General features: G+C 66.6%; 16 protein-coding genes. 7 read left to right on the top strand and 9 right to left on the bottom strand.

Translation table 11 applies throughout. From position 1 onward, the window contains the following. The first annotated feature begins 4 nt into the window (after window positions 1-4). Together RZV17_RS16315 and RZV17_RS16310 are read left to right on the top strand one after the other, a co-directional pair. Window positions 5-1,117 carry a glycosyltransferase gene (locus RZV17_RS16315; RefSeq protein WP_166744302.1) on the top strand — a complete coding sequence of 371 codons (1,113 nt, stop codon included), beginning with the start codon at window positions 5-7 and terminating at the stop codon, window positions 1,115-1,117. Further along, the gene (locus tag RZV17_RS16310; RefSeq protein WP_184385931.1) at window positions 1,098-2,432 is read left to right on the top strand and encodes an O-antigen ligase; all 1,335 of its coding nucleotides are present in this window, start codon (window positions 1,098-1,100) and stop codon (window positions 2,430-2,432) included. Before RZV17_RS16315 ends, RZV17_RS16310 begins: the two co-directional genes overlap by 20 nt. Window positions 2,433-2,486: 54 nt before the next feature. Here RZV17_RS16310 and RZV17_RS16305 read toward each other — a convergent pair whose 3' ends face one another. After that, a complete protein-coding gene (locus RZV17_RS16305; RefSeq protein WP_179455453.1) occupies window positions 2,487-3,407 on the bottom strand; it encodes an LpxL/LpxP family Kdo(2)-lipid IV(A) lauroyl/palmitoleoyl acyltransferase in 921 nt (306 codons plus the stop codon). 60 nt (window positions 3,408-3,467) lie between these two features. On the opposite strand from RZV17_RS16305, the gene waaA reads away from it, so the two are divergent. Then, on the top strand, window positions 3,468-4,784 hold the full coding sequence (waaA, locus tag RZV17_RS16300) for a lipid IV(A) 3-deoxy-D-manno-octulosonic acid transferase (protein ID WP_184374750.1): 1,317 nt from the start codon (window positions 3,468-3,470) through the stop codon (window positions 4,782-4,784). Between the two features lie 278 nt (window positions 4,785-5,062). Here waaA and RZV17_RS16295 read toward each other — a convergent pair whose 3' ends face one another. The 3 genes from RZV17_RS16295 to RZV17_RS16285 form a co-directional block, all read right to left on the bottom strand. Then, the gene (locus tag RZV17_RS16295) at window positions 5,063-6,445 is read right to left on the bottom strand and encodes a TolC family outer membrane protein (RefSeq protein ID WP_039406284.1); all 1,383 of its coding nucleotides are present in this window, start codon (window positions 6,443-6,445) and stop codon (window positions 5,063-5,065) included. A gap of 20 nt (window positions 6,446-6,465) precedes the next feature. Beyond that, the gene (locus RZV17_RS16290) at window positions 6,466-7,122 is read right to left on the bottom strand and encodes a protein-L-isoaspartate O-methyltransferase (protein ID WP_047696996.1); all 657 of its coding nucleotides are present in this window, start codon (window positions 7,120-7,122) and stop codon (window positions 6,466-6,468) included. A gap of 128 nt (window positions 7,123-7,250) precedes the next feature. Then, window positions 7,251-7,904 carry a TetR/AcrR family transcriptional regulator gene (locus tag RZV17_RS16285; RefSeq protein ID WP_047696950.1) on the bottom strand — a complete coding sequence of 218 codons (654 nt, stop codon included), beginning with the start codon at window positions 7,902-7,904 and terminating at the stop codon, window positions 7,251-7,253. Window positions 7,905-8,217: 313 nt separating this feature from the next. On the opposite strand from RZV17_RS16285, the gene RZV17_RS16280 reads away from it, so the two are divergent. Further along, complete coding sequence (locus RZV17_RS16280; RefSeq protein WP_355604982.1) at window positions 8,218-11,220, top strand: two-component regulator propeller domain-containing protein; 3,003 nt, start codon at window positions 8,218-8,220, stop codon at window positions 11,218-11,220. A gap of 206 nt (window positions 11,221-11,426) precedes the next feature. On the opposite strand, the gene RZV17_RS16275 is transcribed toward RZV17_RS16280, so the two are convergent. Then, window positions 11,427-12,305 carry a LysR family transcriptional regulator gene (locus tag RZV17_RS16275; RefSeq protein ID WP_184374752.1) on the bottom strand — a complete coding sequence of 293 codons (879 nt, stop codon included), beginning with the start codon at window positions 12,303-12,305 and terminating at the stop codon, window positions 11,427-11,429. Window positions 12,306-12,425: 120 nt separating this feature from the next. Between RZV17_RS16275 and leuC the strand changes: the two genes are divergently transcribed. The 3 genes from leuC to leuB all read left to right on the top strand — a co-directional run bounded on the left by leuC (window position 12,426) and on the right by leuB (window position 15,732). Further along, window positions 12,426-13,874 (top strand): 3-isopropylmalate dehydratase large subunit, encoded by a 1,449-nt coding sequence (gene leuC, locus RZV17_RS16270; RefSeq protein WP_184385937.1) that lies wholly within the window; start codon window positions 12,426-12,428, stop codon window positions 13,872-13,874. A 69-nt stretch (window positions 13,875-13,943) separates the two neighbouring features. Beyond that, complete coding sequence (gene leuD, locus RZV17_RS16265) at window positions 13,944-14,591, top strand: 3-isopropylmalate dehydratase small subunit (protein ID WP_166744308.1); 648 nt, start codon at window positions 13,944-13,946, stop codon at window positions 14,589-14,591. Window positions 14,592-14,658: 67 nt separating this feature from the next. Beyond that, entirely contained in the window at window positions 14,659-15,732 is a 1,074-nt protein-coding gene (leuB, locus tag RZV17_RS16260) for a 3-isopropylmalate dehydrogenase (protein WP_355604977.1), read from the top strand. Window positions 15,733-16,482: 750 nt separating this feature from the next. Here leuB and RZV17_RS16255 read toward each other — a convergent pair. The 4 genes from RZV17_RS16255 to ilvG form a co-directional block, all read right to left on the bottom strand. Next, window positions 16,483-18,045, bottom strand: coding sequence for a 2-isopropylmalate synthase (locus RZV17_RS16255; RefSeq protein WP_047696942.1), 1,563 nt, complete (start codon window positions 18,043-18,045; stop codon window positions 16,483-16,485). Next, window positions 18,042-19,160 (bottom strand): threonine dehydratase, encoded by a 1,119-nt coding sequence (locus RZV17_RS16250; RefSeq protein ID WP_039407264.1) that lies wholly within the window; start codon window positions 19,158-19,160, stop codon window positions 18,042-18,044. Before RZV17_RS16250 ends, RZV17_RS16255 begins: the two co-directional genes overlap by 4 nt. A gap of 90 nt (window positions 19,161-19,250) precedes the next feature. Further along, window positions 19,251-19,508 (bottom strand): ACT domain-containing protein, encoded by a 258-nt coding sequence (locus tag RZV17_RS16245; RefSeq protein ID WP_047696941.1) that lies wholly within the window; start codon window positions 19,506-19,508, stop codon window positions 19,251-19,253. Continuing rightward, window positions 19,492-21,213, bottom strand: a complete 1,722-nt coding sequence (gene ilvG / locus RZV17_RS16240) for an acetolactate synthase 2 catalytic subunit (RefSeq protein ID WP_166745271.1) — start codon at window positions 21,211-21,213, stop codon at window positions 19,492-19,494. Before ilvG ends, RZV17_RS16245 begins: the two co-directional genes overlap by 17 nt. Between the last annotated feature and the right edge of the window lie 41 nt (window positions 21,214-21,254).

Here is a 21,254-nt window from a genome sequence, read left to right as displayed (position 1 = left end):
CCGGATGCACCGCCTGACCGTGGTGCAATTGCTGCCGGCGCTGCAGTCCGGCGGCGTCGAGCGCTCCACCCTGGAAATTGCAGCGGCGCTGGTGCGCGCCGGGCATCGTGCGGTGGTGGTATCGGCCGGCGGGCGCCTGGTGCAGCCGTTGCTGGATGCCGGTGGCGAGCATCTCACCCTGGATATCGGCCGCAAGTCGTTGCTGACCCTGCGGCATGTGGTCGGCCTGCGCCGGTTGTTTGCCGAGCTCGGTGCCGACATCGTCCATGCACGGTCGCGCCTGCCGGCCTGGCTGGGCTGGTACGCGTTGCGCGGAATGCCGGCCGCGACCCGGCCACGCTTTGTCACCACCGTGCACGGGCTCAATTCGCCCAGCCGCTACAGCGCGGTCATGACCTATGGCGAGCGGGTCATCTGCGTCTCGCAGACCGTGAATGACTACGTCCGCGCGCATTACCCGCAGACCGACCCGGCGCGCGTGCGCATCATCCCGCGCGGTGTGGATATCGCGCAGTTTCCGCGCCGCCTCGGGGCCGACCGGCGCGCGCGCGCCTGGGCGCAGACACTGCTGCCCGGCCTGCCGGCCGACGCATCGTTGCTGCTGCTGCCCGGGCGCGGCACCCGTCTGAAGGGCCATGCCGACGGCCTGCAACTGCTGGCCGCGCTGCGCGCGTCCGGCGTGCCGGCCTGGCTATGGCTGCCGGGCGCGCGCGACCCCGGGCGCGAAGCCTATGTACGCGAACTGGAAGCCGAGGCCGCGCGCCTGGGTGTGGCCGCGGCGGTCGCCTTCACCGAGCCCACCGCGCGCATTGCCGAGGCCTACGCCGCCAGCGATCTGGTGTTGCAGCTCTCGCGCAAGCCCGAGGCCTTCGGCCGCACCGTGGTCGAAGCGTTGTCAGTGGGCCGCCCGGTCCTGGGGTGGGCGCATGGCGGCGTTGGCGAATTGCTCACCGAGCTGCAGCCTGCCGGCGCGGTGCCGGCCTTTGATACCGCCGCGCTGCACGCGCGGGCGCTCGGGCTCCTGCAGCGCCCGCCCGCGCCGCCGGCGGTGCTTCCCTATACGTTGCAGGCCATGCAATCGGCCACCTTGAAGGTCTATGACGAACTCCGCCGCTGAGCCCATCGCGCAAGCGCCTGTCTTGACGCCCGACGTCGGGCGCTGGGCGCCGCTGTGGGTGATCCTGTTCGTCGCCCTGTGGCCCACGCCCGGGCTGGCCGAAACGGTGCTGTCGCTGGGCGCGTTGTTCGCGGCCTACCGCCTGGCGCATGCCCGCTTCCGTGGCGGCACCGGCCTGCTCAGCGGCGCCGCCTGGGCGCTGACCAGCGTGCTCTTCTTTGCCTACTGGCTGCCGCAGATGCTGTCGGCGCTGGATGCGGTGGATGCCGGGCGGGCGCTGCGCAAGTCGGCCACCGACCTGCGCTATCTGCCTTTCATGTGGCTGTGCGCGATTGCGGTGGCCAATGCACAGCGCCGCCGCCGGACCTTCACCGGCCTGGCGGTGATCGGCGCGGTATGGACGCTGGATGCGTTGTTGCAGGCCGCCTTCGGCAGCAGCCCGTTGTTCTTCGCGCTGGATGAACTCAAGCAGCTGATCAGCGGTCACGGGCTGTGCACGCCGCAGGAGCTGGCGCTGGTGGACCGCCTCAGCGGCGTGCTGGGGCCGTGCAATCTCAAGTTCGGGCAGACCCTGGCCAGCCTGTCGCCGTTCCTGTTGCTGGCGCTGGGGCGGGGCAATCGCTGGGCCTGGGCGGGCGCGGCGGCAGCCGTCGGCGTGGTGCTGGTGCTGGCGGGTTCGCGCGCGTCGTGGATCACCTACGGCGTGATCGTCCTGCTCTCGGGCTGGCAATTGCTGGGCGGCCGCCGTCTGGTGGTGGTGGCCGTGGCCGGTGTGCTGCTGGGCGGGGCCGTGGTGGCGGTGGCGCCGCAGGCACGCGAGCGGCTGCAGCGCACGGCACTGGCATTCGGCAACGGCGAGCAGGGCGTGGACCACGCGTTGTCCGGGCGTGGCCAGATCTGGGGCGCCGCGCTGTGCATGATTCGCGAGCATCCCTTCAACGGCGTCGGCGCGCGCGGGTTCCGGCAGGCGTATCCGGCCTGTAATCCGGCGCCGTCGCAGCCACCGGCCTGGGGCGATGGCCCGGCCTTCCATGCGCACCAGATCGTGCTGGAAATCCTGGCCGAAACCGGGGTGATCGGGCTGCTGCTGTGGCTGGCCGGGGCGGCGCAGGCGTGGCGTGCGTGGCGCTATTCGAGCGTGGGCGCGCGTGAGCAGGCCCGGCCGGCGATGATTGCGCTGGTGGCCACCGTGTTCCCGCTCAATACCCACCTGGCGTTCTATTCCAGCTTCTGGGGCGGGCTGAGCCTGATGCTGGCGGGCCTGTATGCGGGTGCGCTGCTCAACGACGACGCGGAGCTGGCACCGCCGCGCTAGCGACGCCGGCCGATCGATCACCTGCACCTGCAGCACGCTACAGGGCCGCGGGCGTCACTGGTAGAACGCGCTGCGGCCGCCCGGTTGGCGCTTGAAGCGGCGATGGATCCACAGGTATTGGTCCGGCGCCTCGCGCACCATGTCCTCGATCGCCGCATTGACCTGCGTGGTATCGGCGATCACGTCCTCGGACGGGATGCCTGCCAGCGGCGGTGCGATCTTGAGGATGTAGCGGCCGCCTTCGCGGCGATGGAAGTAGGGCACCACTGCGCAACCGGTCAGCCGCGCCAGCTGATGGGTGGCGGTGATGGTGGAGGCCGGGTGCCCGAAAAACGGCACGAACACGGTGTCCTTGCCGCGCATGTCCTGGTCCGGCGCGTACCACAGAAAACCGCCGCGCTTGAGATGCTTGATGGTGGCGCGCAGGTCCTCGTTGGCGAACATGTGCGTGGCATAGCGCAACCGCCCGCGCTTGACCGCCCACTCGAACACCGGATTGCGGTGCCTGCGGTACATGCCGGCCAGCGGCACGTGGTCGCACAACAGACGCCCGCACATCTCCAGCGTCATGAAATGCCCGGACACCAGCAGTACGCCACGCTTCTGCTCCTGCAGCCGCTGCAGATGTTCCAGGCCGTCGATCTGCACTCCCGGGCGGATGGCGTCGATGCTGCCCCACCAGGCGCGCGCGAACTCGAACAGGCCCACGCCCAGCGCATCGAAGCTATCGCGCAGCAGTCGTGCCCGCCAGGCATCGTCCTGCTCGGGGAAACACAGCTTGAGGTTCACCTCGGCAGCGCGTCGCCGCGTGCCCGCCGCGCGCATCGCGATCCAGCCCACGCCGCGGCCCAACGCGCGTTGCAGCGTCCAGGGCAGGCGCCCGGCCAGCACCATGAGGGCCAGGCCCAGATACATGGGCCAGTGCCTGGGATTGCGCAGGGACGGGCGGACGGCGACGTTGGCGGGTTCTGACATGCGGCAATTCTAAGGGATCGTGCACATGCGCACCTGCGGACGCTCCCGTATCCTGCACGCATGCGGAAAGACCCGATCGAATGGCTGTTGCGCGGGCTGTACTCGGCGCTGCTCTACCTGTTGTTGCCGGTCACGGTGTACCACCTGGTGTGGCGCGGCTTTCGCGTGCGCGAGTATTTCAACCGCTGGAACGAGCGCTATGCCTCGTACACGCATGCCTGTGGCCGTCCACGGGTCTGGGTGCATGCGGTGTCGGTGGGCGAGGTCAACGCCGCTGCGCCACTGGTCAATGCCTTGCGTGCGCAGCGGCCGGACATCCGCTGGGTCATCACCACCATCACGCCCACCGGCTCCGAGCGCGTGCGTGCCGTGTGGGGCGATGCGGTCGATCATGTGTATCTGCCTTACGACGTGCCCGGTAGCGTGGGCCGGTTTCTGGAGCATTTCCGGCCACGGCTGGCGCTGATCCTGGAAACCGAGTTGTGGCCGAACATGCTGTTCGGCTGTCGCGACCGCAAGATTCCGTTGTACATCCTCAATGCGCGGCTCTCGGCGCGGTCGTTGCGCGGTTATCGCGTGCTGGCCCCGTTGATCAGCCGCGCGCTGCGCACGGTGACCTGCGTGGCGGCACAGTCGCAGGACGATGCGGAGCGTTTCATCACCCTTGGCGCGCGTCCGGACCAGGTGGTGGCATTGGGCAATCTCAAGTTCGATATCGCTGCGCCGGCGCAGTTGCAGCCGCTGGTCGCGCAGTTTCGCGCGCATGTGCCGGCCACCCGCCCGGTGTGGATTGCCGCCAGTACCCACGAAGGCGAAGAGGCAGCGGTGGCCGATATCCATGCGCGGCTGCTGCTGCAATGGCCCGACCTGTTGCTGCTGTGGGCGCCGCGCCATCCGGAACGGTTTCCCAAGGTCGAGGCGCTGGCGCGCGAGCGGGGCTGGGCCGTGTCCACGCGCAAGACCCAGCAATGGCCACACGCGCGCGACAAGGTGTTTGTCATCGATACCCTGGGCGAGTTGATGAGTTTTTATGCCTGCGCGCAGGTGGCCTTCGTCGGCGGCAGCCTGCAGCCGATCGGCGGGCACAACCTGCTGGAGCCGGCGGCAGTTGGCACGCCCGCGGTCACCGGCCCGCATCTGCATAATTTTTCCGAAATCTCGCGGCGCATGCGCGAAGCCGATGCGGTGGCCATCTGCGAGGACGCCGAGTGCGTGTACAACGACCTTGCCCGCTTGTTGGGCGATCCTGCACAGCGTGACGCAATGGCCGCCGCTGGCCTGGCCTTGGTCGCCAATGGCAAGGGCGCCGTCGCGCGCACGCTGCTGCACATTGCGCCGGATCTGCCGCCGGTGGTGAACGACGGCGCTGCTGCGTGAGGCTTGTTGATCCGCATGTGCCTGCGTGCACCACGTGCCGCGGTCCTGCCGACGCCAGCTGCCAGATTGCAGCGGTCGTTGCGTTCACCAGTGAGAGCGTGCAACGGTGACTGACGCGGGCCTGGTTTTATCCAACGCATCGCATCGAGCGTCGTAACGACCGCTTTACCGCACTAATCGTACTTGCAGCAGCCGCCACGAAAAGCGCACATGCAATTGCCTGGCGCGTACAAAAAAGGCGGGCCTGGGCCCGCCTTTCGCGTTACCTGTGGTTCGTCTTACTGCAGCGAGCCACTGCCCTGCAGCCTGGACTCGGCATCCTGCGACAACAGACGGTTGACGTCCTGCAGATCGGTGATATCGAGCTTGCCGATGGCCTGGCCCAGCAACAGCCGGTTCTGCAGGAAGGTGTAGCGCGACTGCGCGTAGTTCAGCTGTGCCTGGAACAGCGTGCGCTGGTTCTGCACCACGTCCAGCACTGTACGGGTGCCGACTTCCAGACCGACCTGCGAGGCGTCATAGGCCGCCTGTGCGGAGACCACGGCCAGGCGGCGCGCTTCCACTTCGCTGATACCGGCAACCACGGTTTGATAGGCGTTGCGCGTATTGCGGTCCAGCGCGCGCTTCTGCTGCTCGTAGGTGTCCTGCTGGATGTCACGACGTGACAGCGCCTGGCGTACGGCCGACTGGGTTGCGCCGCCAGCGAAGATCGGGATCGACAAGGTCACGCCGATCGAATCGGTATCAATGTCGCGGCCGTTGGTGGTGAAGTTGCCAGCTGCCTGATCCACCGTTCCTTGGCCACCCCAACTGTTGCTGCGGCCGATATTGGCGCCGAGATTCAGGGTCGGGTAATGCCCGGCACGCGCGGCGTTGACCTGCGCTTCGGCCGCGCTGACCTGCAGCTGCTGTGCCTTCAATGCAGGGTTATCGGCAATGGCGGTGGATACCAGTTGATCGACATTGCTGTAGGCCGCCGGGACTTCCGGGCGGAAGTCTTCCGGCAGCGCACGCAAGCCCACCACCGGCTGGCCGGTGAGTTCGGTCAGCGCCTGGTAGTAATCCTTCAGCGTATTGCGTGCGTTGATGGTGTCCGCGCGCGCCTGGTCGTACTGGGCACGGGCTTCGTGCACGTCGGTGATCGGCGCCAGGCCAACCTCCAGACGCTTGTCCGCGTAATCGAACTGCTTCTTGGCGGCTGCCTCGTTGGTCTCTGCTGCCGCGAGCGATTCGATGCCCACCAGCACCTGGAAGTACGCTGCCGACGTACGGGTGATCAAATCGTTGTTCGCCGACGCCAGCGTGAAATCGGCTGCCTTGGCGATTTCGCGCTGGGCGCGCAGGTTGGCGAACTGGGCCCAGTTGAAGATGGTCTGGCTGCCCTGGATCGCGTACTGCCGCTGCTTGGTCGTCGAACGACCGTCAACCCCTTCCAATTCGCGATGCGCCTGGGTGAATCCGGCAGTGCCATCCAGCTGCGGCAACAACGCCGCGCGCGCCTGCACCTGGCCTTCCCGATTGACCAGGCGCGTGGACTCGGCCACGGCCAGCTGCGGATCGCCGTTGCGGGCCATTTCGTAGACCTGCAGCAGGTCGGTGGCGTGCGCAGCCATGGGAGACAGGGCGGCGGCCAGGGCCAGAACGAGGGATCGGCGAATCATCGGGGAAGCTTCCTTGGGAATCAGAATTGGAATCGGGGCGTGGGTGCGGCGCCCTGGAGATAGGCGAGGTCGGTTTCGAACAACGATTCGATGCGCGGGGCGTTGACATCGCCACGGACCAGGACCGCTTCCATCACCGGTTCGTGACCGCGCACGACAAACAGCCGGCCATTCGGGCGCAACCACTGCAGCCACTGCACGGGGAGCGTGTCGACTGCGCCGGTCACGCAGATGGCATCGAAACGGCGCTCGCTCTGCCAGCCGAACACATCGGCGGTGTCGATCCGGACATTGCTGCCCAGGCCGGTTGCGTCCAGATTGGCGCGCGCGGCGCTGGCCAGCGCGGGGTCGATTTCCAGGCTGACGACTTCGCGCGCGAGCGCAGCCAGGCAGGCGGTGGCAAAGCCGCTACCGGTGCCCACTTCCAGCACGTCTTCGCCCGGCTGCAGATCCAGCGCCTGCAACATGCGGCCTTCGACCACCGGCTTCATCATCTTGTGGCCGGCCGACAGCGGAATCTCCACATCGACATAGGCCAGGGTCTTGTAAGCCTCCGGCACGAAGGCCTCGCGCGGCATGCGCGCCAGCACGTCGAGCACGCGCAGGTCCAGCACGTCCCACGGCCGGATCTGCTGCTCGACCATCTTTTCGCGGGCCTGGGTGAAATCGATCGTCATGGTGCGGTTATCCAACGCGGTGGGGCGGACATTTTACCGGTGCGCGGGGCAACTGGCGCATCTAGCATCGCCGCGCATGGACCACCGGCGCAGTGCCGGAAGTCATCGCCACCAAAGGCCGGGGGCGGTCAGCGGGGTGCATACGCCCTCAAAAAGAAGTCCACGCTGGATTCGATGTGCTCGTCCACCTGCGCACGGGTGGGCTGGCCGTGCAGGCCGCACATCATCAACGCGTACAACTCGCCCTTGAGCAGGCAGAAGAACTGCGACGCCGCGCGGGCCAGGTCAGTGATCTCCAGCTGGCCATCGGCCACCCGTGCGGACAGGAAATCCGCCAGCGCCTGCTGGGTCCGCTTGGGGCCGGCGTCCCAGAACATCTCGCGCACATGCACGTCGCCGGTGCCGGGCGCCATCATCATGCGGTGGGTGGAAATGGCCGAGTCGGTACTGACCATGGCGAAGAACGCATGCGCGATCTCGATCAACTGGTCGCGCAATGCACCCTCGGGGGCATGGTCGAACAGGTCGTCCGGCATCATGTGCTGGCATTGCGCGCGGATCGCCTCGGAAAACAGGCTCTCCTTGTCGCCAAAATGGCTGTAGACGGTCAGCTTGGAGACGCCGGCCTGTGCGGCGATCCCATCCATGCTGACCCCGGCATAGCCTTGCTCCATGAACATGGTGCGCGCAGCGCCCAGGATGGCGGCGCGTTTCCCAAGATCCTTGGGACGCCCAGGGCCGTTGCTCTTGGCCTTGGACTTGAGGGGGGGCGAGCTGGACATGCCGCCAATACTAGACCATCGGGTTCTATATTTATACTCGGCGGCCTGAATGCATCAGCGCGCGCGTCGCAAACCACAGGTCTGCACCGCGTGGGAGCGGGCGGCAGATGCCCACACCCCGCGCGCCCGTTGCCGCTGAAATAGTGATGGGCCATTACCGTCTCGGCTGAATGCCTCCCGGTGTCATGGTGGTCCCGGCAGCTGTGGGGAATCCACCTAGGGCGGGCCGAAAACCCCGGTGATAGATTTGCCGCAGGCCTGTCAGTGCATACCGGCAGGCGGGGCCAGCAGGCACGGACGAGGGGACGGAAGCGTGGACAGGGTCGGGGCGCAGACGCATGCAGGCTGCGTTCGCAGCACAGGTGTGCTGCGGGCGGCGCTGCTGTGGCTGTGGATCGTGCTGTGCTGCGCGACGCTCGGGTTGCCGCTGGCTGGCGCGCAGGAGCTCGACCACACCGCCTATCACACCGTCACGCGCTGGAACATGGACGACGGCCTGCCGCACAACCTGGTGCATGCGGTAGCCCAGGGCGAGGACGGACTGATCTGGCTCGGCACCTGGGAAGGCGTGGCGCGGTTCAACGGTCGCGACTTCACCGTCTACGACCGCCAGAACACCCCGGGCGTGGAACTGGGGGGCGTGTTCGTGGTGTTGCGCGACAGCACCGGCGGCATGTTGTTCGGGACCGCCTTCGACGGGGTCTACCGGTACCAGGATGGCAAGTGGCAGCAATTGGGCGATGCCTCGGCGCGCCATCTGGCGGTCAGCGCGTTGCTGCGTCGTGCCGATGGCGCGTTATGGGTGGGCACGCCGCAGACCCTGTACCGGATCGAGCCGGATGGGCGCCTGGTCGATGTCGGCCGCCAGGCCGGGTTGCCACATGCGCGCATCACCGCGCTGTCGGCCGACGACACCGGCGAGCTGTGGGTGGGTACCGAAGTCGGCTTGTACCGGCTGCCGCGCACCGGCGGTGCAGCAGAAGCCTGGGGCAAGGCGCATGGCATGCAGGCCGTACCGGTCCGACGGCTGGCCAGCGATCGCCAGGGTGGCCTGCTGGTCGCCGGCGACGATGGCGTGTGGTGGTGGGGCCGCGCCGGCGGGCTGCAACGGTTTCGCCAGGGCCAGCGGGTGGATGCGCTGTTGCTGGATCGGCGCGGGCATCTGTGGATGAGCATGCCCAGCGGCACGCTACTGGTGCATCGTAGCGCCGGGGTGCCCGACGAGCAGGTGCAGATCTCCGGTGTCGCCAGCCCGGCATTGCTGGAAGATGCCGAGGGCCTGATCTGGGTCGGCAGCACCCATGGCCTGTTCCGGATTGCCGAAGGCGCCGCGCACGGCGTCACCCAGGACGACGGGCTGGCCTCGGACTACGTGCGCACGGTGTTGCAGACCCGCGATGGCACCGTGTGGGTCGGCAGTGCGGTCGGCCTGGATCGCTGGCGCAACGATCAGATCAGCCGGGTGTCGCTGTTGCCGTCTGAAGGTGGCCGGATCCTGGAGCAATCGGTGCTGTCGCTGGCCGATGCCGGCGACGGTGGGGTCTGGGCCGGCACCTACAGCCAGGGCGTGCTGCGGCTGGACGCGCAGGGCAGGGTCTTGGTGCGCATCGGTGCGGACGATGGGTTGCCCTCGCTGTCGGTGCGGGCGGTATTGCCCGATGGCGAGGATCTGTGGATCGGCACCACCGGCGGACTGGTGCGCTGGCGGCATGGCAAGGCGCGTCGTTACACCGCGGCCGACGGGGTGCCTGACGGTTCGGTGCAGGCGCTGTACGGCGATGCGCAGGGCATCATCTGGATCGGGACCGATCGCGGCATGACCGGTCTGTCGCCGGGTGGCAGCACGCGTGCGTGGCTGGGCGAGCAGGATTTCCCTGGGCAGAACGCCTTCGACTTCCTGCGTGACGCTGGCGGCGATCTGTGGATCGCCAGTGACCGCGGCCTGCTGCGCTTGCATGGCGAGCAGTTCCGCGTCTACGACCACCGCGTAGGCCTGCCGCGCGACAAGGTGTTCCGCGTAATCGACGATGGCCGCGGCTACCTGTGGCTGTCCAGCAATCACGGCGTGTTCCGCATCGCGCGCAGCGACTTTGACCAGATCGATGCGGGTACCCGCGAGCAGTTGAGTGTGGAGGTGGTGGACCGCAGCGACGGCATGCCCGGGAACCAGGGCAACGGCAGCAGTGCACCGGCCGGTTGGCTGACCTTGTCCGGGCAATTGCTGTTTCCCACCGCCGCCGGCCTGGGCGTGATCGATCCGGCACGCGTCGGCACCTTGCAAGGTCACCGCGTGCCCATCGTGTTCGAGCGCTTGCTGGTCGATGGCATGGTGCAGCCGGTGAGCGGCCCGCATCGCTTTGGCGCCGAGACGCGGCGCATCGCTATCGGCTATGCCGGGCTGAATTTCCGCGGGCCCGACAAGGTGCGTTACCGCTATCGCCTGGAAGGCTTCGACCCGGAATGGGTGGACGCCGACACGGCCACCGAGGCGGTGTACACCAACCTGCCGCCGGGCCGCTTCCGTTTCCGTGTGCAGGCGATGTCGCTGCCGGTGGACTGGCGACAGACCGCGCTCCTTGGCGAATCCAGTCTGGTCATCGCACTGGCCCCGCCGTGGTGGCGCCGTGGCGAGGTGATCGCGCTGGGCGTCCTTGCGCTGGCCAGCCTGATTTACGGGTTTTACCTGTGGCGTACGGCCAGCTACCGGCGAAGCCAGCGCCAGCTCAATACCGTGATCGACCGGCGCACACGCGAACTGCGCGAGAAGAATCTGGCGCTGCAGCAGGCCAGCGCGGAGCGTGAAGCCCTGATGCAGCAACTGGAATATCGCGCCAGCCATGACGTGCTCACTGCATTGCCCAACCGGCGCGAAGCCGAGCGTGTGCTGCAGCAGTGGTTCGACGCTGCACGCAGCGGTGGCCCGGCACTGGCGCTGGCGCTGATGGACATCGACCACTTCAAGCACATCAACGACGCGTACGGCCATGACGTCGGTGACGCGGTGTTGAGCGCGCTGGGCGATGCCTTGAGCGCCCAGGATCAGGCGCAGTGTTTCGCCGCGCGCCATGGCGGCGAAGAGTTCCTTCTGGCCGCCACCGGGCTGGACGCGGTGCAGGCACGCGCGCTGTTCGAGCGCATGCGGCAACGCCTGGCGGCGATCGAAGTGGATGCGCACGGCACCAGCGTGCAGTGCACCGCGAGCATGGGCATGGCGATGAGCCACGAAGCGCCGACCCGGCGCGAACTGCTGGCATTGGCAGACCGTCGCCTGTACCAGGCCAAGCGGCAGGGGCGCGATCGGCTGGTCGACCACTGACCTCGTGCTGGCGTATTACGTTGTCTGCCGGGTGTAGCAGCGCAGAACAGCGGTGGCTGGGTGCGCCTGTTTTGCGTGCGATGCGTGAGCGCTCAGCTAATGTCTTTATCCTTGTGACACTGTGCGGACCAGCGGCGCAGCAGTGCTGGCATGTGGGTGCGGATGCGTGCGGAGCATGTCGTGCACCATGCACTCCAGGGACCGCATCACGTCTGGTCTGCCTGTGCGTTCAACAACGCCACAAACGCCTGCGCCGCACGTGACAAGGTACGCCCGCCGTGCGTCACGCAGCCCAGCTCGCGCGACAGCGTCACATCGGCCAGCGGCAGCGCGACGATCTGATGGTCGATCATGCGTTCGGGCAACACGCTCCAGGCCAGCCCGACCGACACCAGCATCTTGATCGTCTCCAGATAATTGGTGGTCATGCGCAGGTGTGGCGCCAGGCCCCGCTCGGCAAACAGCCCGGCGACGATGCGATGGGTGAATGTGCCGGGGTCCGGTAGCACTGCCGGATGCGCGACCACGTGTTCCAGCGTCACCTCCCGCAGGGCGGCCAATGGATGGTCGGGCGCCACTACGAACTGCAGACGGTCGTGCCAGACCGGCCGCGCGCGCAGCGGCGCCCGCGTGTCCGGTGCCAGGGTGGTCACAGCCAGTTCGACCTCGCCGCGTAGCACCGCCGCATATGCCAGTTCCGAATCCAGAAACTGGATGTCCAGCGCGGCCTGCGGGTGCTGCGCAGCGAAGCGACGCAGCAACGCCGGCAGGCGGTGCAGGCCCACGTGGTGGCTGGTGGCCAGGCTCAGGCGCCCGCCAACCGAGGCCCCGAGGTGTTCGAGCACGCGGCGGGTGTCCTCCAGTTCGGCAAGTATGCGTTGCGCGCGCGGCAACAGGGCCTGCCCGGCCTCGGTCAGCACCACCTGGCGGCCCAGGCGATCGAACAACCGCGCCGACAACTGGCCCTCCAGCAAGGCGATGCGCTTGCTCACCGCCGGTTGGGTGAGGTGCAGCGCCTCGCCGGCCGCCGAGAAGCTGCCGCTCTGGGCAATGGCCACGAATGCGTTGAGGCTTGCGAGATCCACTGGCATTCCTGAAATTCATTTGTTGAATAAACAATATGAATTTGCGTTATCCAAAACAAGCTCCTAGCATCGATCTCAGCCAGGTGGGCGCACCCACCATTCGCCACCCGGATTGCCGCGATGACTGCCAAGACGCTGTACGACAAGCTGTGGGAACTGCATGAGGTCGCCCGTCGTGACGACGGCTCCTCGCTGATCTACATCGACCGCCACATCCTGCACGAGGTGACCTCGCCGCAGGCCTTCGAAGGCCTGCGTCTGGCCGGGCGCACGCCATGGCGCATCGACGCCAACATCGCCACGCCCGACCACAACGTGCCGACCACACGTGCCGAGCGCCAGGGCGGGCTGGAGTCGATTTCCGATGAAGTCTCGCGCCTGCAGGTGCAGACGCTGGACGAGAACTGCGACGACTTCGGCATCCTCGAGTTCAAGATGAACGATGCGCGCCAGGGCATCGTGCACGTGGTCGGCCCGGAGCAGGGCGCCACGCTGCCGGGCATGACCGTGGTCTGCGGCGATTCGCACACCTCCACGCATGGCGCATTCGGCGCGCTGGCGCACGGTATCGGCACCTCCGAGGTCGAGCATGTGCTGGCCACGCAGTGCCTGATCGCCAAGAAGATGAAGAACATGCAGGTGCGCGTGGAAGGCACGCTGCCGTTCGGCGTGACCGCCAAGGACATCGTGCTGGCGGTGATCGGCAAGATCGGTACCGCCGGCGGTAACGGCCACGCGCTGGAATTTGCCGGCAGCGCGATCCGCGACCTGTCGATGGAAGGGCGCATGACCATCTGCAACATGTCCATCGAAGCCGGCGCGCGCGTGGGCATGGTGGCGGTGGACGAAAAAACCATTGCCTACGTCAAGGGCCGCCCGTTCGCGCCCAAGGGCGCCGATTGGGATGGGGCTGTCGCGTTATGGAGCACGCTGGTCTCCGATCCGGACGCGCACTTCGACACCGTGGTGGAACTGCGCGCCGACGACATCAAGCCGCAGGTCAGCTGGGGCACCTCGCCGGAAATGGTGCTGGCGGTGGATCAGCAGGTGCCGGACCCGGCCGCCGAGCAGGACCCGACCAGGCGCGACTCGATCGAGCGTGCGCTGAAATACATGGGCCTGAAGGCCAATCAACCGATCACCGAGATCCGCCTGGATCGCGTGTTCATCGGCTCGTGCACCAACTCGCGCATCGAAGACCTGCGCGCCGCCGCCGCAGTGGCCAAGGGCCGCAAGGTCGCTTCCACGATCAAGCAGGCGTTGGTGGTGCCGGGCTCGGGCCTGGTCAAGGCACAGGCCGAAGCAGAAGGCCTGGACAAGGTATTTCTGGAGGCCGGTTTCGAATGGCGCGAGCCAGGCTGCTCGATGTGCCTGGCCATGAACCCGGACAAGCTCGGCAGCGGCGAACATTGCGCCTCCACCTCCAACCGCAACTTCGAAGGCCGCCAGGGCGCCGGTGGACGCACGCATCTGGTCAGCCCGGCGATGGCCGCTGCCGCGGCGGTGAGCGGACACTTTGTCGATGTGCGTGAACTCGGGGATTCGGCATTGGGGATTCGGGATTCGTAAAAAAGCGCTTCGCCATCCTCTGCCTTTTCGAATCCCCAATCCCCCAATCCCAAATCCCGGCCCCTCCCAATGACTCCTTTCACCCAACACACCGGACTGGTCGCGCCGCTGGATCGCGCCAACGTCGACACCGACCAGATCATTCCCAAGCAGTTCCTCAAGTCGATCAAGCGCACCGGCTTCGGGCCGAACCTGTTCGACGAATGGCGGTATCTGGATATCGGCGAGCCCGGCCGCGACAACAGCCAGCGCCCGCTCAATCCGGAGTTCGTGCTCAATTTCCCGCGCTATCAGGGCGCCAGCGTGCTGCTGGCACGCGAGAACTTCGGCTGCGGCTCCTCGCGCGAGCATGCGCCGTGGGCACTGGACGAGTACGGTTTTCGCGCCGTGATCGCGCCCAGCTTCGCCGACATCTTCTTCAACAACAGCTTCAAGAACGGCCTGCTGCCGATCGTGCTGGCGGAAGCGGAAGTGGATGCCTTGTTCGAGCAATGCCTGGCCACCGAGGGCTATCAGCTCACCGTGGATCTGGCCGCACAACGTGTGCGCCGTCCCGATGGCGTGGAATACAGTTTCGACATCGACGCCTTCCGCAAGCACTGCCTGCTCAACGGGCTGGACGACATCGGCCTGACCCTGCAAGACGCCGATGCAATCGGTCGTTTCGAGCAAGGGCATCGCGCACGCCAACCGTGGTTGTTCGGCGCGTTGCAGTAATGCTTGCGTCGTGAACGCCGCAGCACAATGAAAAACGGGTGCGGTAGCGCCCTTCCACGAGGATTGCATGAGCAAGCAGATTCTGATTCTTCCCGGCGACGGCATCGGCCCGGAAATCATGGCCGAAGCGGTCAAGGTGCTGACGCGCATCGATGCGCAACACGGCTTGGGCTTCACCCTGGTGTACGACGAACTGGGTGGCGCGGCCTACGACAAGTACGGCAGCCCGCTGGCCGATGAAACGCTGGAGCGTGCGCGCGCTGCCGATGCGGTGCTGCTGGGCGCCGTCGGTGGCCCGCAGTGGGACACCATCGACCCGTCGCTGCGGCCGGAGCGCGGCCTGCTCAAGATCCGCTCGCAGCTGGGCCTGTTCGCCAACCTGCGCCCGGCGTTGCTGTATCCGCAATTGGCCGATGCGTCCACGCTCAAGCCGGAGGTGGTGTCCGGGCTGGATCTGTTGATCCTGCGCGAGCTCACCGGCGGCATCTATTTCGGTCAGCCGCGCGGCACGCGCACGATGGATAACGGCGAGCGTCAGGCCTACGACACCTTGCCGTACAGCGAAAGCGAGATCCGCCGCATCGCCAAGGCCGGCTTCGAGATGGCGCGCTTGCGTGGCAAGAAGCTGTGCTCGGTCGACAAGGCCAACGTGCTGGCATCGAGCCAGCTGTGGCGTGCCGTGGTCGAAGAAGTCGCCAAGGACTACCCGGACATTGCGCTGTCGCATATGTACGTGGACAACGCGGCCATGCAATTGGTGCGTGCGCCCAAACAGTTCGACGTGATCGTGACCGATAACATGTTCGGCGACATCCTGTCCGACCAGGCATCCATGCTCACCGGCTCGATCGGCATGCTGCCGTCGGCCTCACTGGATGCCAACAGCAAGGGCATGTATGAGCCCTGCCACGGCTCGGCGCCGGACATCGCAGGCAAGGGTATCGCCAACCCGCTGGCAACCATCCTGTCGGTGGCAATGATGTTGCGCTACACCTTCGCGCAATCCGCAGCAGCTGATGCGATCGAGCAAGCGGTCGGCAAGGTACTCGACCAAGGTCTGCGCACCGCCGATATCTGGTCGGAAGGCACTACCAAGGTCGGCACCGTGGCGATGGGCGATGCAGTGGTGGCCGCGCTGTAAAGCGCCGGCTTCCGACGCGTTGTAGCTGTGCTGGTGGCTATCGTTCTTCGGGCGATAGCCACTTTCGTTTGGTGGCTCTCCATGTGTGATCACATCAGTCAAGCGAAGCACTCGCATGGAAATTCTAGATGCTGTGCGCAAGATTGATCGGTGCGAAGTTGGTCGGCAGCGCGGCGCCGCATCCAGTGTCGGGACACGCCGTGAATCCGTCCGTGGAGGCTCGGTGGCGGCATCCATGCCGCCACACGGTCCCGCCCCCGGAAGCGACACCACGCTTCCAACATTGCTATCGCTGATCGGCAAGCAATGCTTCAAGCACGTGTTGATGCCTGCAGACTTCCCAGCCGATGAGATCGGCAAGCCATCTATCTGCTCACGTCGCCAGGATGGACGCTCCAAGGACCTCCAGCTCAACATGCCCTCTGCATTTCTTTCCGCAACCGATAGCAAGTGGTGGTGCTTGCGCGGGTGCCGGTGTGGGACCTTGAGCGGCATGGATGCCGCGCCAGAGCCTACATGGACGTACTTGCGGCGTGTCCCACGCCGGTACACGTGCAAGCGCCCGCAGCAGACCGAAGCATTCGCACAAAACCGGCAGATCTCGTGTGCGAGGTTGTTCTGTGTCGGTACGAGTGCACGCGCCCGCAGCAGCCCGACGCAATTGCAAGAAAGTTGGAGCACCAAAACCAAAATGGCCAGCAGATCACTCTGCCGGCCGTCAGGTTTGCATCGTTTAGCGAATGAGCAGTGTTATGCCACCGCCGCGGTCTTGCCGGCGATCACGCCGCGCTCGCGCTGGCGCAGCAGGCGGTTGGCCACATCCAGCCACGCCAGGGCGCTGGCTTCGATGATGTCCTTGCTGGTGCCGGTGCCTTCGTATTCCACGCCGTCGTGGCGCACGCTCAGGCTGGCTTCGCCACGCGCATCCGCGCCGATGCCCACGCTGTGCACCTGGTAGCTGTCCAGCTCCAGCTTCACGCCGGTCGCCGAGGCCAAGGCCCCGAAGAGTGCATCCACCGGCCCGTTGCCCTGCGCCGTCTCGGCCACGCGGTTGCCTTCCGGGTCGGACAATTCCACCAAGGCGTTCGCACGGCTGCCCACATCGCTGATGGTCATCGACGCCAGGCGGTAGCCTTCCTGCACGGTGGCGTCCTGCATCATCGCCTGCAGGTCGGCGTCGGTGACCACGCGCTGCTTCTCGCACAGCGCCTTGAACTGCTCGAACACCAGCTTGACTTCTTCTTCTTCCAGCAAGTAACCCAGTGCACGCAGGCGCTGTTCCACCGCGGCGCGGCCGCTGTGGCGGCCCAGCACCATCTGCGACGACTCCCAGCCCACGTCTTCCGGACGCATGATTTCGTAGGTGCCGCGATGGCGCAGCATGCCGTGCTGGTGGATGCCCGATTCGTGCGCGAACGCGTTGCCGCCCACCACCGCCTTGTTGCGCTGTACCGGCATGCCGACCAGGCGCTGCAGCAGCTGCGAGGTGGAGACGATGCGCGGGGTATTGATGTCGGTATCGATGTTGTAGAACGCACCGCGCACCTTCAGTGCCATGGTGATTTCTTCCAGCGCGCAGTTGCCTGCACGCTCGCCGATACCGTTGATGGTGCATTCGACCTGGCGTGCGCCGCCTTCGATGGCGGCCAGCGAATTGGCCACGGCCAGACCCAGGTCGTTGTGGCAGTGCGCGCTGAAGATCACGTTGTCGGCAGCGTCGACGCTGGCGATCAGGCGCGAGAACATGCCGCGGATTTCTTCCGGCGTGGTGAAGCCCACCGTATCGGGCAGGTTGATCGTGGTGGCGCCGGCCGCGATCGCCACGCGGGTGACCTCGATCAGGAAATCTTCCTCGGTGCGTGTGGCGTCTTCGGCAGAAAACTCCACATCGTTGATATAGCTGCGCGCCAATGTCACGTGCTTGTGTACCGATTCCAGCACCTGCTCGCGGCTCATCCGCAGCTTGTGCTCACGGTGCAACGGGCTGGTCGACAGGAAGACATGCAGCCGCGGATTGGCAGCCGCTTCCAGCGCCTTGGCCGAGGTTTCGATGTCGGTTTGCAGGCAGCGCGACAACACGGCCAGCGTCGGGCGACGCAGCTCGCGGCCGATCATCGCCACCGCTTCGCGGTCCGACTGCGAGCTGGCCGGGAAACCGGTTTCGATGATGTCCACGCCGAGTTCGTCCAGCGCGCGCGCCATGACCAGCTTCTGCTGTGGCGTCATGCTGCAGCCGGGGGATTGCTCGCCGTCGCGCAGGGTGGTGTCGAAAATTCGGATACGCGGGGTCTGGTTGGATACGTTCGTGTTCACCAGGAAGACTCCTCTACGGCGATGGCGGTGACAGGCGTTGAAGCGACTGCGGATGGGCGGGAAAGAGCGGGTGGTTGGTTGGGTGGCTTGACGCTGCGTTCGTTGCGAAGCCGCTCGGTGTTGCGACGACGCGGTTTGCGTGGCGGACGCGGCCGCACCTCGGACAAGAGTGTGGCCAACACGGTTGCGTCGATATTACCGCCAGAGACCACCGCACATTTGCGTTTGCCTGCCACACGGCGACCGGCGGCCAGGGCCAGGGCACCGGCGCCTTCGGCAATTACGTGTTCTTCCAGTGCCAGGCGCACCAAGGTTTCGCGTAATTCGGCCTCGCGCACGATCACCACGTCGTCGAGCAGGCTCGAGCACAGGCGGCGGGTGAGAAAGCCGGGAATCTTGACCTTGACGCCATCGGCCAGCGTGGGCACGGGGGCGATTTCGCGCAGGTCGCCGCGCACGGCGCGCGCCATGGAGTCCACGCCTTCGACCTGTGCGCCGACCACGCGCACGCCCTGCGACTTGAGCGCCAACGCAATACCGGAGGCCAGCCCACCACCGCCGATCGGCACGATCACCACGTCCGGCGCATGCGCCGCCAGCTCGATCCCGACCGTGCCCTGGCCGGCGATCACGTCCGGGTCGTCGAAGGCGGACAGGAAGCGATAGCCATTCTGGTCGGCCAGCTCGCGGGCAAAGGCGAAGGCCTCGTCGTAACTGTTGCCATGCTGGCGCACGGTGGCGCCCCAGTGCGCCACGCCGGCGATCTTGGTCTGCGGCGCGCCGTGCGGCATCACCGTGATGGCCTGCACACCCAGCCGATAGGCCGACCATGCGACACCCTGCGCGTGATTGCCGGCCGAGGCGCAGATCACCGGACGTTCGTCGCCGCGCTCCAGTCCGGCCAGCAAGGCATTCAATGCGCCGCGCACCTTGTAGGAACCGGTGCGCTGCAGGTTTTCCAGCTTCAACCACACGCCGAAGCGTTCGGCGTAATGCAGTGGCGTGGGCGAGAGGTACTTGCGCAGGCGCGCCTGTGCAGCCAGCACGTCGGCCACGCTGACGGCCACGTCGCCTACGTCGGGCTCCTGCGTGGTGGGGCGGCCGGAATCAGGCATTGCGGCACACGCGCGGCCGATCCGGAAGAAGACACCTCCGGACAGCGGTCTGGTGGTCACGCGAGGTCTGCATGCGCGGAGCCTGGGTGCTCATGCAGCGGCCTCGACCGATTCCAACGTGGTGATGCTGACCGATTCGCAGTCGTAGACCTTTTCCAGTTGCAGGCGCAGCGTCTCCGGTGGACGGCTGCTGTCCACGTCCAGTTGCAGATGCCAGCGGCCGGCATCGTCCGGCGCCGCAGCACCCTGGATGGCATACGGGCGGAACCCGCGGCGCTCGGTCATGCCGATCACCCGCACCAGTGCGCCTTCGGCCGACTTCAGCACCAGATCAAGCCGGTAACGCATGCGTCGTCTCCTTGGCCGCGTGTGCGGGGTTGCTGTCCAGCATGGTGCTGTTGGCGTTGTTGGGCGGCACCAGCGGCCACACGTTGGCACGCGCATCGATGGCCACATGCAGCAGGCCTGGGCCCGGTTGCGCCAGCAGGTCGGCCAGCGCGGCATCCACGTCGCCACGCGCGATGATGCGCTTGGCCGGGATGCCGAACACCTGCGCCAGGGCCGCGAAATCCGGGTTGTCGGACAGATCGATCTCGCTGTAGCGCTCGGCGAAGAACAGTTCCTGCCACTGCCGCACCATGCCCAGCGAACTGTTATCCAGCAGCACGATCTTCACCGGCAGCTTGCAGCGCGCGATGGTCACCAGTTCCTGCACGTTCATCATGAAACTGCCATCGCCGGAGACCAGCACCACGGTGCGGTCGGGGCAGGCAAACTGCGCGCCCATCGCTGCCGGCAGGCCGAAGCCCATGGTGCCCAGCGCGCCGCTGGTGAGGTGATTACGCGGATCGTTGAAGCGGCAATGCTGGGCCACCCACATCTGATGCTGGCCGACATCGCAGGCGATGATGGTGTCGGCCGGCGCCACTTCGCTCAGGCGCTTCAGCAGCGCCGGCGCATAGATATCGGTGCCGGGCGCGTCGTAGCGCGCGCCGAATTTTTCGCGGTTGGCAAAACAGCGCGTGCGCCAGGCCTGGCAGTTGCCACGCGCCGCACTCAATGCTTTCAGACTCGTTGCCACATCGCCGGGCACTGCGATATCGGCGGTGCGCAGCTTGGAGATTTCATACGCGTCGGCATCCAGATGGATGACACGCGCAAACGGGGCGAACTCGCTCAGCTTGCCGGTGGCACGGTCGTCGAACCGTGCGCCCACCACCACCAGCAGGTCGCATTCCTGGATGGCCATATTGGCCGCACGGGTGCCGTGCATGCCCAGCATGCCCAGGTAATCCGGATGCGCATGCGGCAACGCGCCCAGGCCGCGCAAGGTGAGCGCGGTCGGGATGCCGGTGGCTTCGACAAAGCGCCGGAATGCGTCCACTGCGCCGGCCAATGCGATCCCGCCACCGCCATACACCACCGGGCGCTCGGCACCGGCGATCGCCGCCAGCGCGTCGGCCAGTTTCGCGTCCGCCGGTGCCGGCGGCGGCAACACGGCCGCTGGCACGTGCTCAGGCAGGTGCGACGCATCGGCAATCTGCACGTCCTTGGGCAGATCGATCAACACCGGGCCCGGGCGACCCTCGCGCGCAATGCGAAATGCCTCGCGCACCATCTCCGGAAGATCCTCCACACGCCGCACCAGGAAGCTGTGCTTGACGATCGGCATGGTCATGCCGAACACGTCCAGTTCCTGGAACGCGTCGGTGCCCAGTAACGGCGTGGCGACCTGGCCGGTCAGGCACACCATCGGCACCGAATCGAGCATGGCGTCGGCAATGCCGGTGACCAGGTTGGACGCGCCCGGGCCGGAGGTGGCCACGCACACGCCGACCCGGCCACTGGCACGTGCATAGCCGTTGGCGGCGAGTGCGGCGCCCTGCTCGTGGCGGACCAGGATGTGCTTGAGCCTGGAATCCACCAGGGCGTCGTAGAACGGCATGATGGTGCCGCCCGGATAGCCGAACAGCGTTTCCACGCCTTCGGCTTCCAGGGCCTGCGTCAGCCAGCGCGCGCCGTTGCGGGGCGTGCTGTGTGCGGAGGTGTTCATGCGTTGCGGACCTTCGGTGTTAAGCGGTGGGGGAGGCGGCG

It is taken from the genome of Xanthomonas cannabis (assembly GCF_040616535.1).
GTDB classification, from domain to species: domain Bacteria; phylum Pseudomonadota; class Gammaproteobacteria; order Xanthomonadales; family Xanthomonadaceae; genus Xanthomonas; species Xanthomonas cannabis.
The sequence above is the reverse complement of the archived record's forward strand: the minus strand, read 5'-3'. Positions and strand labels throughout refer to the sequence as shown.

Bases quoted from the DNA above. Each gene is read 5' to 3' on its own strand.
- RZV17_RS16315 (WP_166744302.1), top strand. From the start codon at position 5: ATGCACCGCCTGACCGTGGTGCAATTGCTGCCGGCGCTGCAGTCCGGC.
- RZV17_RS16310 (WP_184385931.1), top strand. From the start codon at position 1,098: ATGACGAACTCCGCCGCTGAGCCCATCGCGCAAGCGCCTGTCTTGACG.
- RZV17_RS16305 (WP_179455453.1), bottom strand. From the start codon at position 3,407: ATGTCAGAACCCGCCAACGTCGCCGTCCGCCCGTCCCTGCGCAATCCC.
- waaA (WP_184374750.1), top strand. From the start codon at position 3,468: ATGCGGAAAGACCCGATCGAATGGCTGTTGCGCGGGCTGTACTCGGCG.
- RZV17_RS16295 (WP_039406284.1), bottom strand. From the start codon at position 6,445: ATGATTCGCCGATCCCTCGTTCTGGCCCTGGCCGCCGCCCTGTCTCCC.
- RZV17_RS16290 (WP_047696996.1), bottom strand. From the start codon at position 7,122: ATGACGATCGATTTCACCCAGGCCCGCGAAAAGATGGTCGAGCAGCAG.
- RZV17_RS16285 (WP_047696950.1), bottom strand. From the start codon at position 7,904: ATGTCCAGCTCGCCCCCCCTCAAGTCCAAGGCCAAGAGCAACGGCCCT.
- leuC (WP_184385937.1), top strand. From the start codon at position 12,426: ATGACTGCCAAGACGCTGTACGACAAGCTGTGGGAACTGCATGAGGTC.
- leuD (WP_166744308.1), top strand. From the start codon at position 13,944: ATGACTCCTTTCACCCAACACACCGGACTGGTCGCGCCGCTGGATCGC.
- leuB (WP_355604977.1), top strand. From the start codon at position 14,659: ATGAGCAAGCAGATTCTGATTCTTCCCGGCGACGGCATCGGCCCGGAA.
- RZV17_RS16250 (WP_039407264.1), bottom strand. From the start codon at position 19,160: ATGCCTGATTCCGGCCGCCCCACCACGCAGGAGCCCGACGTAGGCGAC.
- RZV17_RS16245 (WP_047696941.1), bottom strand. From the start codon at position 19,508: ATGCGTTACCGGCTTGATCTGGTGCTGAAGTCGGCCGAAGGCGCACTG.
- ilvG (WP_166745271.1), bottom strand. From the start codon at position 21,213: ATGAACACCTCCGCACACAGCACGCCCCGCAACGGCGCGCGCTGGCTG.